Raw genomic sequence first — 15,967 nt, 5'->3', positions numbered from 1 at the left:
GACACCGATGCGGTGTCGGGACTTCCTCCTCTGAAGGTGATCACGTGTCCACCCGCCGCAACCTGATTCTCGCCGGCACCACCACACTCGTCCTGTCCACGCTCACGGTGGGCGCGGCAGGCGCATCCTCACCCGGTGCGTCTCCGGCGAGCACGTCCCCGGCCGGTCCCTCGGCCTCCGCCCCCCGCCTGGACACCTCCCTGCAGCGGGGCCTGGAGCCGTCGTTGTCGGGTGTCCCGCGGGACTTCGAAGTGGGTGGTGCGGCCAAGGAGTTCAGCTACACCGTGGAGAATCCGTCAGAGCATGACTTTGTCGCCTTCCCCCTGTTGAAGTTCAAGAACACGACCGGCGACCTCCGTGTCGCCGACCTCAAGGTCGAGTACCAGCTGCCCGGGCGGACCGACTGGCTCAAGGGCTCCCTCGCGCCCGGCAGCGAGAGCGCGAACGACGGCGTCCTGATCGTGCTCGGCGGCACGGACGGTGGCAACGTCGCGGACGAGGCACTCGTGGCGGTGCGGAAGGGGAAGACCCTCGCTCTCAAGGTCCGCACCTCGTTCTCCGCCCAGGCGCCGGTCGGCAAGGGCGGAGTGGCCCCCGTGCTCTTCGCCGCGCGACTCGACGACCGGACCGGGTTGCCGGTGGACCAGGGCAGCTTCGGCTGCGCGTGCGGTGTGGGCTGCGCGGGCTTCAGGATCAAGGCCCCGACGCCCGTGGTGACGGCGACGCCCACCCGTGCGCCGGCCCCCGTGGTGACGACGACCGCCCCGGCCCCGGTCGTGAAGCCCACCACTCCGACGCCGGTGGTGACGACGACCGCCCCCGCGCCCGTGGTGACGACGACCGCCCCGGCCCCGGTGGTGAAGCCGACCGCTCCGGCGCCCACCGCGACGCCGGCCGCCCCGGCTCCCCTGCCGACGGCAACGCCCACGAGCGCGGGAAGCAGCCCGACGGGTTCGCCGAGCTCGCCGACGCGCGCAGCCTCGGCCGCGCCGGCCACCGCTCCTGCGACGGCCCACCCGGCCCCGTCGGCGCCGCCGTCGACCTCCGCCGATCCCGAAGGCGTCGACCAGCTGCCGCTGCCGATCCCGATCGACAACCCGACCATCGCACCGTTGAAGATCCAGCCGGCGGCGGTCGTCCAGGCGAAGACCACGGCGGATGCCAGGGAGCAGAGCCTGGCGCACACGGGGGGCGGCGGGCACGACGCGGCGATCGCCGGTGCCGGGGCCGCCGTGTTCGCGGTCGGCGCCGGCATGCTCGTGGTCGCGCGTCGCCGCCGGACGGCGCGCCACGGGTAGCACCCGAAGCCGTCGACGTCCGTGAGCATCCCCTCCGCAGGGGCGGGCCCGGTGTCCCGCACCGGGTCCGCCCGGCTCCCGGGACCTCGGCGCCGTCACGCGCGGGGTCGCGCGGGCCGGCGACGCCCAACCGGTCAGAGCTCGACGTCGTCCCACTGGTCGAGCAGGGCGTCCGCCGACGGCTCGTCCCCCGGCGTCGTGCCACTGCTGAGCGACTGGGAGGTCCAGATGGTCTTGCCGCGCGACGAGTACCTGGTGCCCCACCGCTGCGCGTACTGCGCGACCAGGAAGAGACCCCGGCCGCCCTCGTCGGTGTCCTTGGCACGGCGGATGTGCGGGGCGGTGCTGTTCCCGTCGGAGACCTCGCAGACCAGGGTGTCGGTGAGGAGCAGCCGGACGCGGATAGGCTGCGCGCCGTACCGGACGGCATTGGTGATCAGTTCGCTGAGGATGAGCTCGGTCCCGAAGCCGATCTGCTCCAGACCCCACTCCTCCAGCCGGCGGGCGCACGCCCTGCGCACCGGCCCGACCGCTGCCGGGTCGGAGGACACCTCCCACTCGGCGACCCGCTCCGGGGCGAGGAGCCCGGTCCGCGCCACCAGCAGGGCGACGTCGTCGTCGGGCCGGCAGGTCAGCAGCGACTCGACCACGGCGTCGCAGGTGGACTCCGGCGGGCGGACCGGTCCGGCGAGGGCCGCACCGAGCGATGCCAGCGCCACGTCCACGTCGCGGTCGCGGTCGCGGCAGGCGAGCAGGCCGTCGGTGTAGAGGACCAGCCGCGAGCCCTCGGGCACGATCAGCTCGGCGGTCTCCACGGGCAGGCCGGCGCCCAGGCCCAGCGGAGGGGAGACCGGGGGACGCAGGAACGTCACCGTCCCGTCGGGGTGGGCGACGGCCAGCGGAAGGTGTCCCGCGGTGGCCGCGGTGACCCGTCCGGACACGGCGTCGTAGATGGCGTAGAGGCAGGTGGCCCCGGTGATCGCCGGGGTGTGGTCCCCGGTGGTCCCGGAGTCCTCGCCCTCGTCCTGGTCGTCGATGCGTGCCACCAGGTCGTCCAGATGGCTCAGCAACTCGTCGGGCGGCAGGTCCAGGGTCGAGAAGTTGTGGATGGCGATGCGCAGCCGGCCCATGGTGGCAGCCGCGTGCAGGCCGTGGCCGACGACGTCGCCGACCACCAGGGCGACCCGTGCGCCGGGGAGCGGGATCACGTCGAACCAGTCGCCGCCGACCCCCGTCTGTGCGGGCAGGTAGCGGTGGGCCACCTCCAGGGCCTCCTGCTCCGGGAGCCCGCGCGGCATCAGGCTGCGCTGCAGGGCCACCGCCGTCCCGTGCTCGCGGGTGAAGCGCCGGGCGTTGTCGATGCACACCGCGGCCCTGCGCGCGAGCTCCTCGGCGAAGGCGAGGTCCTCGTCGTCGAAGGGCGGGGAGGCTTCCGTGCGCCAGAAGTTCACCAGGCCCAGCACCACGCCACGCGCCCGGAGCGGGACGACCATCAGGGAGCGGATCCCGTAGTCCAGGATCTGCCGGGCGCGCGCCGGGTCCTGGGAGCGCCAGCCGGTGGACTCGGTCAGGTGGGGCTCCACCACGGACCGGCCGTCGTTGACGCCGGCCGCCATCGGTGTGTCGGGCGCGAAGTCGATCAGCCTGCCGACGGGGTACAGCGGGTGGTCCTCCGCGAGTCCGGTGAGGGCGGTCCGGCGCAGCTCGGTGCTGCTGCCGCCCGGCTCGTCACCGCGCAGCACCGGGTCCTGGAGTTCGACGCTCACGATGTCGGCGAACCGGGGGACCACCGCCTCGGCCAGCTCCGCGGCGGTGTGCGCCACGTCCAGGGTGGAGCCGATCTGCGCACTGGCGTCGTAGAGCAGTCGCAGCCGCTCCCGGGCCACCTCCGCCCGGCCCGACAGCGCTCGCAGTTCGGTGGTGTCCCGCAGGGTGACCACGCTCGTGGGGTGCCCGCCGAAGGGGCGGGTGGACCTCTTGTTGAGGGACAGCAGCCGGTCGGCCGCCAGGTGGACCTCGTCGTCGGCGAGCCGGTCCGAGGCCAGCAGGCGGACGGTGCCGGGGTCGAGGCCCAGCGTGTCGATCGGGCGGCCCTCCGCGTCGGCCGGAAGGTCCAGCAGCCGCCGGGCCTCGTCGTTGGCCAGCAGCAGGCGGCCGTCGTCCTCCGTGATGAGCACGCCCTCCCGCACCGCGTGCAGGACGGCGTCGTGGTGCTCGTACATCCGGGTCATCTCGGCCGGGCCCAGACCGTGGGTCTGGCGCCTCAGCCGACGGCTCACCAGGGCCGCCGCACCTGCGGAGAGGGCGACGGCCGCGGCCGCGCTCGCCAGGATGACGGGGAATTGCCGGTCCACCGAGTTCTGTACGGCCTGGACGGTGACCGGGGCGGAGACGATGGCGACCACGTTGCCCGAGGCGTCCTTGACGGGGACGGCCGAGATCACGGAGGGGCCCAGCGCGCCCTTGAAGGTCTTGGTGAACGCCTTGCCCTCGGCGGCCTCGGCATAGGGACCGACGACGTGCTTGCCGAGCTGCGAGACGTCGCTGTGCGTGAGGGTGATGCCGTCGAGGTTGTACACGATGAGGGCGTCGATGCCGGACGCGATCCGGGCCTCCTCGGCCAGTGGCTGGAGCGTCGCGGTGGGGTCGGGGCCGTTCAGTGCCGCGAGGAGTCCGGGGGCGTGGGCGAAGGACTGGGCCGCCGCGACGGTGCGGTGCCGGGCATCGGCCATGGTGTCGCGCTGCGTCTGCAGCAGGAGCGCCACCACGGCGGCGGCGACGAGGAGGAGCACGATGACGAGTTGGAGGAGGAAGACCTCCCGGGCGAAACTGCGGGGCGCCGGCCGGCGTGCGCGCGGCGCTGCCCCGTCGGGTGGTGGGCCGTCCGGAGTCTCCGAGCGGGAGCCCCCCGGCTGCGGAGTGTCACCGTCGGACGGGGGCGGGCCAGCTCCGCCGGAGGCACGACCACCGGCCGTCCGGCTCTGCTGAACGCCCGGATTCAGGCTCATGTCCCCCATTTAGCCCGGTTTGACGCGGTGCTGGCAACCATCTGTCCGGCGGAGCACCCGGAATGGACGGAAAAGCTGCAGGGGGCAGAGTGATGGCCACTCTCCGTGACGTCGGCCGGGGTCCGGCGAGCGCGGGCCCACCGGCGTTGCCCCGGTGCCCCCGCTCCGGTGGGTCCGGCAGGTCACAGGTTGGTGGCTCGTATGTCACGGATGTTGCGAAGTGTTGACACGTGGGTTTCGGTCAGCGAGCCTATGGGCTCCCACCTGTTGATTCCCGCGTAAAAATGTTTGGTCCTGTTCGATGTGTTGGGATGGCGCTCTCGAGGCTGGTCCTCGACGGCCGGGACCGCGCGGATGGCATCAAGGAACCTGTATGCGAAGAATGGGATCCGTATTCGCCGGCCTGGTCGGCCTGCTCCTGGCCGTGCCGGCCGTGGCACCGACGGCCCAGGCCGCACCGGTCACCGCCGCCGCGGGCACCCAGTTCCCGGATACGGCCGGAGCCGGGGTGCAGGCGCACGGCGGCGGCGTGATCAAGGTCGACGACTACTACTACTGGTTCGGTGAGGACCGGGGCGAGGACAACAAGTTCCGCTACGTCTCGGCCTACCGTTCCAAGGACCTCAAGAGCTGGGAGCCGCGGGGGCACGTCCTCACCCAGGAGTCCGCTCCGGAGCTGAGCACCGCGTTGATCGAGCGGCCGAAGGTCCTCTACAACAGCAGGACCAAGCAGTTCGTGATGTGGATGCACAAGGAGGCCGACGACTCCTACGGAGAGGCCCGGGCGGCCGTGGCGGTCTCCTCCACGGTGGACGGCTCCTACCAGTGGAAGGGCTCGTTCCGTCCGAAGGACGCCTCCGGGGCCGAGTACATGTCGCGAGACATCACAGTGTTCGAGGACAAGGCCGCGGGCAAGGCCTACATGATCTCCTCGGCGAACAACAACGCCGATCTGATGATCTACGAACTCAGTGACGACTACACGCAGGTGAAGGACGTCGCGGCGAATCCCTGGCCGGGGCAGCACCGGGAGTCGCCCGCGCTGTTCAAGCGCGGGGACGTGTACTTCATGCTCACCTCCGGCACCAGCTACTGGGACCCGAACCAGCAGAAGTACGCCACCGCCCCGAGCCCCACCGGGCCGTGGACGGAGATGAAGGACGTCGGGAACCACGACGGCCACGACTCGCAGACGGCCTTCGTGCTGCCGGTCGAGGGCAGTGACACCACCTCCTACCTCTACATGGGCGACCGCTGGGCGGGCGTGGGGGCCGATCCGAAGCGGGTCAACGACTCCACCTACGTCTGGCTCCCGCTGCAGTTCCCGACCGCCACCACCATGACCCTGCCGTGGTACCCCGAGATCTCGATCGACACCGCGACGGGCCGGATCGCCGGTGCCGGTGGGGACCCCCTCAACACCATGGCCGCCAAGAGCAGCGGCCTGTGCGCGAGGGTCACCGACAGCCTCTCCGACAACAACGTGCCGGTGGTCCAGGGGGCCTGCGACGGTGGACTGAACACCGAGTGGCGGTTCACCGACAACAGTGGCGGCTACGTCCGGGTGCTGGCCCAGCACAGCGGCAAGTGCCTCGACGTGGCGGACAGGTCGACCGCGAACGGGGCCGAGGTCAAGCAGTACGACTGCGGCTCCGGCGACAACCAGCGCTGGCGCTTCGAGAACCTCGCGGACGGCAGCGTCCGCATCGTCGCCAAGCACAGCAACAAGTGCCTGGACGTCCAGAACGGGTCCACGGCGGCGGGCGCCGAGCTGGTCCAGTGGGACTGCAACGACAGTGCCGGCCAGGCGTGGAAGGTCGGGGCCGGCGCCGGTCCGACGGACCCGACCGACCCGACCGGCCCGACCGGCCCCGGTACTCCGGGGACGGTGGAGCAGCACATCGCCACCTCGGTCAACGCCGGCGTGCTCGCCATGACCTCCGACGCCGACGCCGTACAGCTCCCGCCGGTCGCCTTCGGGGCGGGCGGGACCTCGACCGGATCCCTGAACACCGTGACGGTGAAGGATTTCCGCGGCGGGACGGCCGGCTGGTCGCTCACCGGCAAGGTCACGGACTTCACCGGACCGCGCGGGACGATCGACGCGGACCGGTTGAGCTGGACGCCCACCTGCACCACCAAGGCCGACAGCCCGAGCGCCTGCCAGGCGGGCAGCCCCGGACCGATCGGCAAGGGCGGCGCGACCCTCGCGTCCGCCGGTGACGGCACCCTGACCGGCGGCGAGTTCGCCGCAGGGGCCGCCGTGTCGCTCGACATCGCGAAGTTCACCCCCGTCGGCAACTACTCCGGAACGCTCACCCTCACCCTCCTGTGACCGTGCTCGCGTGCCGGACGCACCTCGCGTCCGGCACGCGGCACACCGAAAGCCGGCCCATCATGCGCAGAGCACCCGTCGTCACCGCCCTCCTTCTCGGCCTGCTGGCCCTGTTCCCCACCCAGGCCCGTGCCGCCGACAACGGCGAGTGGTCGGTCAAGCCGGCGGACTCCGCGATCACGCCGCGCGCGGCCTTCCAGCTCTCGACGCTCCCCGGCGCGGCCCTCTCCGACCGCGCCGTCGTCACGAACACCACGGACGGGCCGCTCACCTTCCACCTGTACGTCGCGGACGCCTACAACACGGAGCGCGACGGCGGCCTGACGGTGCGCGGCCGCGACGAGGCCCAGCACGACGTCGGTGCCTGGGGCCGGCCGGAGCGGGAGGTCGTCACGGTGGCCGCCCACTCGTCGCTGACGGTCGGCCTCACCCTGACGATCCCCGCGGACGCCCCGCCCGGGGACCACGTGGGCGCGCTGGTGGCCGTCGACGACCGCGTGTCGACCGGGACCGGCTCCTACGTCGGCGTCCAGCGCGGTGTCGGAGCCCGGATCTACCTGCGCGTCGTCGGAGCGCAACGGCCGGCGCTCGCCGTCGAGGACGTGCGGTTCACGCCGCACAACCCGCGCATACCGTGGACCGGCAGCAGCGGCTCCACGCTGTCCTACACCCTGCACAACACGGGGAACGTCAAGCTCGACCCCCGCGCCTCCGTCCGACTCGACGGTGTGTTCGTGGGGGGCTCCGCAACCCGGCAACTGGCGAACGTGCCGGCCGAGTTGCTCCCGGGGCAGAAGGTGGACGTCACCGAGCACTGGTCCGGTGCGCCCACGGGTTGGGGCGACGTCACCGTCACGGTGGACGCGAACGGGATCCGGGCGACCGGCGCCGACGACTTCGCCTCGGTGCCGTGGGTCCTGGCCGGCGCCCTGGCCGTGTCCGCCGCCGCGCTCGCCGTCCTGCTCGTCGGGCGCCGCAGGCGTGCGGCCGCGCGCGCGGCGATCGGTGGCACCGGCGGCGCCGCTCCGTCCGCGGCGGAGCCGGGGCACTGACCTCCCCATTCGCGCCCGCCGTCCGTCGGACGGCGGCCGGGCGGGGCGGACGGCTCGGTCACGGCGGCCGGCCACTACCCATGACTACGCGGGGAAGTACCCACGGTTCGGCGCACTCGCAGGTTTCAGGGTGGCCGCGGTGCTGGGCCGTACCCCGTTCCCGATCTTCCTGGAAGCAGGAACACCATCCGCACGACGTGGGGGCGCCGTCTTGGGAGAAGAGATCATGAACAGACGCATTCGGTCGGTCGCGAGCCGCTCCACCGCCATCTACCTCCGCTGCTACCCGTACGACACGGGGTACCTGCTCGACTACTGGCGGGTCCTCGCCCACTACGCGATCGAGTCCGGGCTGGGCGAGGCGACGGTCTTCATGGACAACGGCCGGCGGTCGACCGAACCGCTGGCGGCACTGGAGGACCTGCTGCACGCCGTCGTGACCGGGATCTGCGACACCGTGCTGATCCCCGGTCCCTTCGTGTTCTCCCTGGACGACGCGGCGGCAGCGGCCGTCATCCGGAGGATGGAGGAGGCGGGGTGCCGGGTCGTCGAGATGCCGCGGCCCACCAGCGGGAGGTCCGCCGGGGACCTGATGGCCGTCCGTTGAGGGGCGAGCCGCGCCGCCCGCCCGGCACCCGCGTGCGGTCGTCCCTCCACCACCCCTGTCAGCGGGAGCCGGACGTGCAGTTCGACAGCCTCACGTTCCTGTCGCAGGCGCAATGGCTGGGAACGACGCCGGTGCACACCCTGAAGGACGGCACGCTGTCGGTCTTCGCGGAGGCGGACACCGACGTGCTCACCGACCCGCTCACCGGCGCCGTCCGGAACAACGCCGCCGTCGCCCTGGTGGATCCGCCGAGCGGTGACTGGCAGTTCTCCGCCCGTCTCCGCGTGGGGTTCCGGGCCCCGTGGGACGCCGGTGCGCTCTTCGTCCGCTCGGACCGGGACCACTGGGCGAAGGTCAACTTCGAGCAGGCGCCCGACGGTGCGCCGAGCGTCTACTCGGTGGTCACCCGAGGCCGCTCCGACGACGCCGTCGGCCGGCCGGTCGACGGCGGGGCGCTGTGGTTGCGGATCAGCCGGGTGGACGGAGCGTTCGCCTTCCACGCATCCTCCGACGGCACGACGTGGCGGCTGGTCCGGCAGTTCGACCTCGGTCCGGACCGTGAGGTCCGCGTGGGCATCGCGGCCCAGTCGCCCGTGGGGAAGGGGTGCCGCGTGGACTTCGACTCCATCCGCCTCACTCGGACGCGGCTGGCCCACCTGTTCGACGGGCGGTGAGCGCGCCGCTGCCGGGCCCGGGTGTGCCCCGGCTCCGGTCACCGGCGGTTGTGCGGTGGTGCGGGTTTCCGGCCGATGACGGTGGCCGCGACGGTCGGCGTCGAGCCTGGTCGCGTCACCGACCGGTGCCCGACCGCCGGCGGCGAGGTCGCCCAGCGGCGGATTCGCCGGAGAGCACCACCCACGGCAGGTGACTGAAATCCATCCGCAGAAAGACTCAGAAACGAGCACAGTCGAACACGTTCTCACGCTGCGAGGCTAAGCTCCCTTCACCGCCTTCCCGATGCGTTCAACGGCCAGGCGCGTTGCACCGGTCCGGCGGTCGCCCCGCCTCGCTCGACGATGACGACGATGCGCGCGGTGATGATTGTCAGGTCCCTGTCATATATCTCGGTGTGCCACCTCCCGCACCTCCCGCATTGCCCGGAGCCGCGGCGGCCCGGCCCCGGCGTCCTCGACGCCGCCCGCCGGACCGCTCACCTGCGCCGCACCTCGCGGCGCAGGTCCCGCACCCGGCCGTACCCACGGCCGACAGGCAGAGGAGTGCCCGTGTCCCGTCCCGCTCCCGTACGCAGTCTCGTCCTGCTCGCCGTCACCACCGCGCTGCTGGTGACCGGCGCGCAGGCCGCACCCGCCGTCCCGGCCGTGCCGGCTGCGCCCGCCGTCCCGGCGGTACCCGCCCCCGACCGGGCCGCTGCCCTGGCCGCCGCCGACCGGCAGGGCCCCGACCTCGCCCGGCGCCTGGGGCTCGCCGGCCAGGAGAGGATGGTCGCCAAGGACGTCGTCCGCGATGCGGACGGCACCCGGCACCTGCGCTACGAACGGACCTACGCCGGACTGCCCGTCCTCGGTGGCGACCTGGTGGTGCACCAGGGCCCCGACGGCACCCTGAAGGGCGTCGACCGGGCGTCCACCGTCCCGCTGGCCGGGCTCGCCACCTCGCCCGCGCTCGGTGCCGCAACGGCGCAGGCGGAGGCGCTCGACACCCGGCCGGGCGCCTCGGCCGACCGCCCGCCGCGGCTGGTGGTCTGGGCGGCGGAGGGCGTGCCTCGCCTCGCCTGGGAGACCGTCGTCGCCGGTACCGGCGCCGACGGCGGTCCGAGCAAGCTGCACGTGATCACCGACGCCGCCGAGGGTACGGTGATCCGCACCTTCGAGGGCGTGCAGACCGGTGGCGGCCACGGCGTCCACGTCGGTGAGGTGACGGTCGGCACCACCCCGACCGCGTCGGGGTACGAACTGCGGGACGGCGCCCGCGGCGGCACCTTCACCACGGACATGGGCAACCAACGCTCCGGCAACGGCTCCGTGTTCACCCGGTCCACCGACAGCTGGGGCGACGGTCTGCCGTCCAACCGCGAGTCGGCGGCGGTCGACGCCCACTTCGGCGTTGCGGCGACCTGGGACTACTACCACGACGCCTTCGGCCGCGCGGGCATCCGCGGTGACGGGGTCGGCGCCGTCAGCCGCGTGCACTACGGCAGCGGGTACGTCAACGCGTTCTGGGACGACTCCTGCTTCTGCATGACGTTCGGCGACGGCGAGGGCGACACCCACCCGTTGACCAGCATCGACGTCGCCGGCCACGAGATGACCCACGGCGTCACCGCGGCCACGGCGGGCCTCGTGTACGCCGGTGAGTCCGGCGGGCTGAACGAGGCCACCAGCGACATCCTCGGCACCATGGTGGAGTTCCACGCCGATCTGCCCGCCGACACCCCGGACTACCTGATCGGCGAGAAGCTCGACCTGAACGGCGACGGAACCCCCCTGCGGTCCATGGACAGGCCCTCCAAGGACGGCGCCTCGGCCGACTACTGGTACCGGGGCCTCGGCCGGTTGGACGTCCACTACTCCTCCGGTGTCGCCAACCACTTCTTCTACCTGCTCTCCGAGGGGAGCGGCGCGAAGGTGGTCAACGGTGTCGCCTACGACTCGCCGACCCGGGGCGGCATCACCGTCACCGGCATCGGCCGCGACAAGGCGGCCGCGATCTGGTACCGCGCGCTCACCGTCTACATGACCTCCACCACCGACTACGCCGGAGCCCGGGCCGCCACCCTCCGTGCGGCCGAGGACCTCTACGGCGGCGCGGACGGCGGCGAGTACGCCGCGGTCGGGGCCGCCTGGGCCGCCGTCAACGTGGGAACCCTCCCGCCCGCCATGCCCACCGTCACCCACCCGGGCGACCAGGTCACCGCTGTCGGGGCGTCGGCCGAGCTCCGGATCACGACCGCCGGCGGTGCCGGTGCGCCGACCTACTCGGCCGTCGGCCTGCCCGCCGGGCTGGCCATCGACGCCGCCACCGGCAGGATCACCGGCACGCCCACCGAGGCCGGATCCGCGGCCGTGACCGTGACCGCCACGTTCCCCTCGGGTACGACCGGCAGTACCGGGTTCGTCTGGGCCGTCACCGAGGGCACCGGCCCGTGCCCCTCCGTCCGGCTGCTCGGGAACGCCGGCTTCGAGAGCGGCGCGGCGGCGCCCTGGGCTGCCACCTCCGCGGTGGTCGACGCCGACCCGACCCAGCCCGCCCACGGCGGCGCGTGGAAGGCCTGGCTCAACGGGTACGGGTCCGCCCACACGGACACCCTCGTGCAGACGGTCACCGTCCCGGCGGCCTGCGGGGCCCGCCTCGTGTACTGGCTGCACATCGACTCGGACGAGACCACCGACTCCGTCAAGTACGACCGGCTCACCGTCACCGTCAACGACACCGAGCTGGCCGCCTACTCGAACCTCGACCGGGCCGACGGCTACACCCGGCGGACGGTCGACCTCTCGCCCTACGCCGGGAAGACCGTCACCCTGAAGTTCCGGGGCACCGAGGACAGCACCCTCAGGACCAGCTTCGTCCTCGACGACCTCGGCATCGAGATCGGCGGCTGAACCGCCGAACCGCCGAACCGCCGAACCGCCGAACCGCCGAGGCCGACGCGGCCGGCCGAACGCGCCGGGTGGGCCTGCCTCCGTGGTGGCGTCGCGGGTGTTCCGGACGGTGGGAAACGTCCGGAACACCCGCGCACCGGGCCGAGCGCGCGGGGGTCGACGGCGAGTTGGTGGGCGGGCGTCGACTGTCGGCCCCGGCAACCCCCGGTGGCCCCTCAACCGCCGGTGCCCGGGCGCGACCGGCCGTTCGACCCGGACCGGGCGATGCCGTTCGAGGCTGTCGTCCCCGCGTCGGCCGGGAAGGGTCCGGGTGTCGGACCGGTTGTGGCGGGCCCGGGAGCAGGTGCCGGGCCCGCCGTCGTGCTGTCCGGGGTTGCGGGTGTCGGTCCCAGGGTTGGTGTCCCTGCGAGCCGGAGGCTTCGATTGGTGTCGCGCATCTCCTCGTAGCGGTGCCGGCACGGTGCGCAGTCGTCGAGGTGACGGGTCAGCAGCCTGGACCTCCTTCGCGCGGGGTGGCGGGCGAGTGCCTTGAGCTGGTCGGTGTGGGCGAGGCACTCGGGGGAGTCCGGCCCTTGCAGGTGGGCCGCCAGATAGGCCCGGCGCAGTCCCTCGTGGGCGCGCGCGAGCAGTGAGGAGGCTCCACTGCCGGTGAGGCCGAGGAGTTCGGCGACCTCCTCCGTCGGTCGTTGTTCGACCACGGAGTGCCGCAGCGCCGTGCGCCAGCGCCCGGGCAGGGTGCGGTAGGCGGTGCGGACCAGATCGTGTTCGAGGGCCGACGCGAGGATCTGATCGGGGGACGGGGCGGAGGTGTGCCGGTCCGCCAACGGTTCGACGTCGGCGGTGAGAACGGTGCGACGGTCGGTGTTCGCCCATGCCATGGCGGTGTTGCGGACCACTGCCAGGAGGTAGGGGCGCCAGCTTCCGGCAGGACCACGGCCCGTCCGGACGGCTGCGAGGGTGCGGGTGAACGCCTCGCTGGCGAGATCCTCGGCGGTACCCGAGGTAGGGCCCAGCGAGCGGGCGTACGCGAGGACGGTCGGGTGGTGGCGGGCATACAGCACTGACGCGACACCGTCCTCCCCCGACCGTAGGCGCTCCGTCAGCTCGGCGTCGTCCGCCGGCTCCGCCCCTGGCCGAGGGGTGTCGCGCTCCTGTGCCGCCCGCTCGTCGCCGGTGCGTGGCGTGGGCAGGCGAACGGACCGGTCGGAGCTCCGGGGTGAACGATGGTGCATGGGTGGTCCTTTGACCGTGCGCGGTGATCCGACGAGTCGCGGTCCTTCGGCGAGGCGGCCGGCGCCGGAACCGGCTGCCGCCGAAACCGCTCTCGCCCCGTCGCATCCGCACATTGAACAACATCAACCAGAAAACAACATAGTAGAACATTGGCAGATCTCCTGGTCGATGCAGCTGAGGTAGCCGGCCGTGTGGCACCGGGAGCCGGCCCGGACGGCGAGGGACGGGGCCCCGCCGACGGCCCGGAGCCGGCCCGGACGGCGATCGGGTCAAGGCTGCCGAAGCCCGGACGCCGCCGCTGTCGGCCTCGGTTCAGCGGGCGAGGAAGTCTGCGCGGGGCCCGGGGAGGGCGAGGGCGGGACAGGTTCGGACGACGGGCCCGTCGTGGAGGCGCTCGGACGGCCGCTCGGTGCGTCCGGCGACGGCCGGCGCGTCTCGGAGGGGGTCGGTGCGGGCGATGGCCTGACCGTCACGGGGGGCTTGGCCGACCTGTTCGACAGGGGATCGAGCGAAGGTGTGTTGCGGGAAGGCTGCGGCCCGGTGGTCCCGGGCTGTGTCGGTGTCGGGCGCTGCTGGGCGGGTGAGGGCTCCGGCGTGTCGGGGACAGCCGGCAGCGCGGTGACCCGCGCCCCCTTCGTCCCTGGTGGTGGTGCGGTCGAAGTGGCGGCCGCGGTGGCGGGTCTGCCGCCCGTCTCCGCGTTGCCGGCTGCCGCGGGCGCGGGTGATCCGCCGGTCGGTCCGGGGGTGGCACCGGGGGCGGAGCTGACTCCCCCGGAGGGCGCCCCGTCCGCCGGACCCGCGTGGTGCAGGGCTGCGGTGGCGCCGACGAGCGTGGTCGCGGAGACCGCCAGGGCCCACCAGGTGACCCGGCGGTGACGCCGCCGCCGACCGGCGGGCTCCGGCAGGCCCGGCAGGGCCTGCGGCTCGGCGCGAACACCCAGGGACACGCGGTGGAGTGCGACCGGGGGTTCGTGGTCCGCCGGGTAGGGCGGGAGCTCGATCGTCGGGGCCTCGGAGGAGCACGAGGCGCAGAACGGTGCGAACGGGCCGGCCACGAAGGGCCCCCGGCCTGCTCGGTTGGAGTCGTACAGGGCGGCGACGTAGCGGCAGGTGCGGCGGGCGATGCCCTCGGCGCGGGCGCGCCAGGCATCGTCGGACTCCCCACGGTCGGTGGCTGCGGCGGACGCCGCCGAGGGCGGCGTCTCCTGCCGCCCGGCGGCCTGCGCCACGGCTCGCAGGATCTCCCGCCGGCACGCCTCGGGCAGGGACGGCAGGGCGTCGCCGGCGGCTCCGGCCGTGCTCCCGCGGGCCGCTGACGGCTCGACCGCACCCACCGCACCGGTCCGGCGCTCGGGCAGCCCGGTGCGGTCGTGCGCATCCGGCAGGGCGGGGTGGCACCCGGTGGGCGACTGCGGCGCGGGGGTCTCGCGGCCTTCTGCGCCGACGGCCCGGTGGCGGGTACCGGCCGCCGGTACGGTCCCGGAGGGGCGGGGGCGGCCGTCCCCGGTGCTCCGGCCGGGCCCGGCCGGCCGGTCGCGCTGCTGCGGCATCTCACTGCGGCGCGCGAACGAATGCCAGGACACCGACGGCTCTCTCATGGTTCCCCTTTGCGTGTGGTCGTGGGTGAGGGCCGCGGGGCGGTCTCGTGGAAGGGGAGGGCGGTGACCCGTCGCCGTCCCGAGGCGCCGTCGAAGAGTTACCGAAGCGTTGCCGGCGGCCGCCCGGGCCCGTCGCCCGCTCCGGCGCCCCCACCTCTCGGCCGGCCGGGGCCGGCCGAAGGGAGGACGACGAGGGGGCCGGTCCACGACCGCATCGCGTGCGGACGCCCCTCGGGACGGACGCCGCCGCCCCGGACGGACTGGCCCGTCCGGGGCGGCGGCGGGTGGTGACCCGTGGCGGGAGGGTCAGTCGATCGTCCACTGCTGCAGGGCGGAGCCGGTGTCGGGCTGCTGGGTTGCCGCGGCGCCGTTGGTGGTCGAGGCGGCCGTGGCGGCCGCCTCGTCGATGTAGCGCTTGACCTGGCCCACGGGGAAGAAGCGGCGGGCGACGTCCAGCATCACACCGCGGTACTCGTACCGGGGGGAGTCGGAGATCTTCGCGGGTGGGACGGTCCACGAACCGGACCGCTCGGTACGGGACTCGACCGCGGCGGGGAGTAGCTGGCGCAGGGTCTGCACGCCTCGGAAGAGGCCTTCGGCCCCGTGCGCCTTGACGACGACGCCGCCCTTGCCGGACGTCAGGGTGTATCCCTCGGCTCCCAGGCTCTTGGGGCCGTCGGGGTCCAGGACGATGGCGTTCCCGGGCGCGTTCCTGTCCTTGACGACGCGCAGGTCGTAGCCGGTCGCGGGAGCGAGCAGCCCGGAGAGGTACGTGCCGACGCCGATCGCCCGCGAGTCGTCGGAGAGGACGGATATCCGGGTCCGGGGGGTGAGGGTGAACCCCGGACCGTTGACCGCCTGCTGCGAGACCGGCAGCGGCACGAGGGCGTAGGGCGACGGGGCCGGAGCGCGAACGGGGGGAGCGGCCACGGCCTGGGTGACGGTGGCCGTGAGCGGGAGGGTGAGGGCGACGGCGGCGAGGCGTCGGCCTCGTCGGTGCAACCGGCTCATGGTTGACTCCTTCGGACGGAAGGGCACGGGACCGCACACCGGGGTGCACGGCCGGGAGGGTGCGCGATTCGCCCCGGCGGCTACGGTGACGCGCGGGGACCGGACCGCCGCGGAATCCGCTGTGCTGCGTGATCATCGGCCGGGTCGGGAAGGCCGCTCCGACGCAGCCGGACCCAGGTGCCCGCGGCTCCCCGGAGGGTATGACGACGGCGCCGCATTGTTTGTTTCTGTTTATTTACGTTCTGATTGGTAACTGGCAGGA

General features: G+C 73.4%; 9 protein-coding genes. 6 read left to right on the top strand and 3 right to left on the bottom strand.

Translation table 11 applies throughout. The features are described 5' to 3' along the window. The first annotated feature begins 44 nt into the window (after positions 1-44). Positions 45-1,298, top strand: coding sequence for a hypothetical protein (locus tag OH807_RS01440; RefSeq protein WP_406192718.1), 1,254 nt, complete (start codon positions 45-47; stop codon positions 1,296-1,298). Positions 1,299-1,432: 134 nt separating this feature from the next. On the opposite strand, the gene OH807_RS01435 is transcribed toward OH807_RS01440, so the two are convergent. Next, positions 1,433-4,306 carry a SpoIIE family protein phosphatase gene (locus OH807_RS01435; protein ID WP_406192715.1) on the bottom strand — a complete coding sequence of 958 codons (2,874 nt, stop codon included), beginning with the start codon at positions 4,304-4,306 and terminating at the stop codon, positions 1,433-1,435. 382 nt (positions 4,307-4,688) lie between these two features. On the opposite strand from OH807_RS01435, the gene OH807_RS01430 reads away from it, so the two are divergent. The 5 genes from OH807_RS01430 to OH807_RS01410 all read left to right on the top strand — a co-directional run bounded on the left by OH807_RS01430 (position 4,689) and on the right by OH807_RS01410 (position 11,863). Further along, the gene (locus OH807_RS01430; RefSeq protein WP_406192712.1) at positions 4,689-6,641 is read left to right on the top strand and encodes an RICIN domain-containing protein; all 1,953 of its coding nucleotides are present in this window, start codon (positions 4,689-4,691) and stop codon (positions 6,639-6,641) included. 62 nt (positions 6,642-6,703) lie between these two features. Next, a complete protein-coding gene (locus tag OH807_RS01425) occupies positions 6,704-7,693 on the top strand; it encodes a DUF916 domain-containing protein (RefSeq protein WP_406192709.1) in 990 nt (329 codons plus the stop codon). 226 nt (positions 7,694-7,919) lie between these two features. Continuing rightward, on the top strand, positions 7,920-8,300 hold the full coding sequence (locus tag OH807_RS01420; RefSeq protein ID WP_406192706.1) for a hypothetical protein: 381 nt from the start codon (positions 7,920-7,922) through the stop codon (positions 8,298-8,300). A 74-nt stretch (positions 8,301-8,374) separates the two neighbouring features. Beyond that, positions 8,375-8,974: a DUF1349 domain-containing protein gene (locus OH807_RS01415; protein WP_406192703.1), complete on the top strand. Its 600-nt coding sequence runs from the start codon at positions 8,375-8,377 to the stop codon at positions 8,972-8,974. A gap of 549 nt (positions 8,975-9,523) precedes the next feature. Then, positions 9,524-11,863 carry a M4 family metallopeptidase gene (locus OH807_RS01410; RefSeq protein ID WP_406192700.1) on the top strand — a complete coding sequence of 780 codons (2,340 nt, stop codon included), beginning with the start codon at positions 9,524-9,526 and terminating at the stop codon, positions 11,861-11,863. A 215-nt stretch (positions 11,864-12,078) separates the two neighbouring features. On the opposite strand, the gene OH807_RS01405 is transcribed toward OH807_RS01410, so the two are convergent. Together OH807_RS01405 and OH807_RS01400 are read right to left on the bottom strand one after the other, a co-directional pair. Beyond that, the gene (locus tag OH807_RS01405; protein ID WP_406192697.1) at positions 12,079-12,924 is read right to left on the bottom strand and encodes an RNA polymerase sigma factor; all 846 of its coding nucleotides are present in this window, start codon (positions 12,922-12,924) and stop codon (positions 12,079-12,081) included. 2,076 nt (positions 12,925-15,000) lie between these two features. Beyond that, positions 15,001-15,705 (bottom strand): glycoside hydrolase family 20 zincin-like fold domain-containing protein, encoded by a 705-nt coding sequence (locus tag OH807_RS01400; RefSeq protein WP_406192694.1) that lies wholly within the window; start codon positions 15,703-15,705, stop codon positions 15,001-15,003. Positions 15,706-15,967 lie beyond the last annotated feature (262 nt).

Origin of the sequence: Kitasatospora sp. NBC_01560 (assembly GCF_045208415.1) — a bacterium.
In the GTDB taxonomy this organism is placed as follows: Bacteria; Actinomycetota; Actinomycetes; order Streptomycetales; family Streptomycetaceae; genus Kitasatospora.
The sequence above is the reverse complement of the archived record's forward strand: the minus strand, read 5'-3'. Positions and strand labels throughout refer to the sequence as shown.

Coding starts and splice junctions, on each gene's coding strand:
- OH807_RS01435 (WP_406192715.1), bottom strand. CDS start 4,306: ATGAGCCTGAATCCGGGCGTTCAGCAGAGCCGGACGGCCGGTGGTCGT.
- OH807_RS01430 (WP_406192712.1), top strand. CDS start 4,689: ATGGGATCCGTATTCGCCGGCCTGGTCGGCCTGCTCCTGGCCGTGCCG.
- OH807_RS01425 (WP_406192709.1), top strand. CDS start 6,704: ATGCGCAGAGCACCCGTCGTCACCGCCCTCCTTCTCGGCCTGCTGGCC.
- OH807_RS01420 (WP_406192706.1), top strand. CDS start 7,920: ATGAACAGACGCATTCGGTCGGTCGCGAGCCGCTCCACCGCCATCTAC.
- OH807_RS01400 (WP_406192694.1), bottom strand. CDS start 15,705: ATGAGCCGGTTGCACCGACGAGGCCGACGCCTCGCCGCCGTCGCCCTC.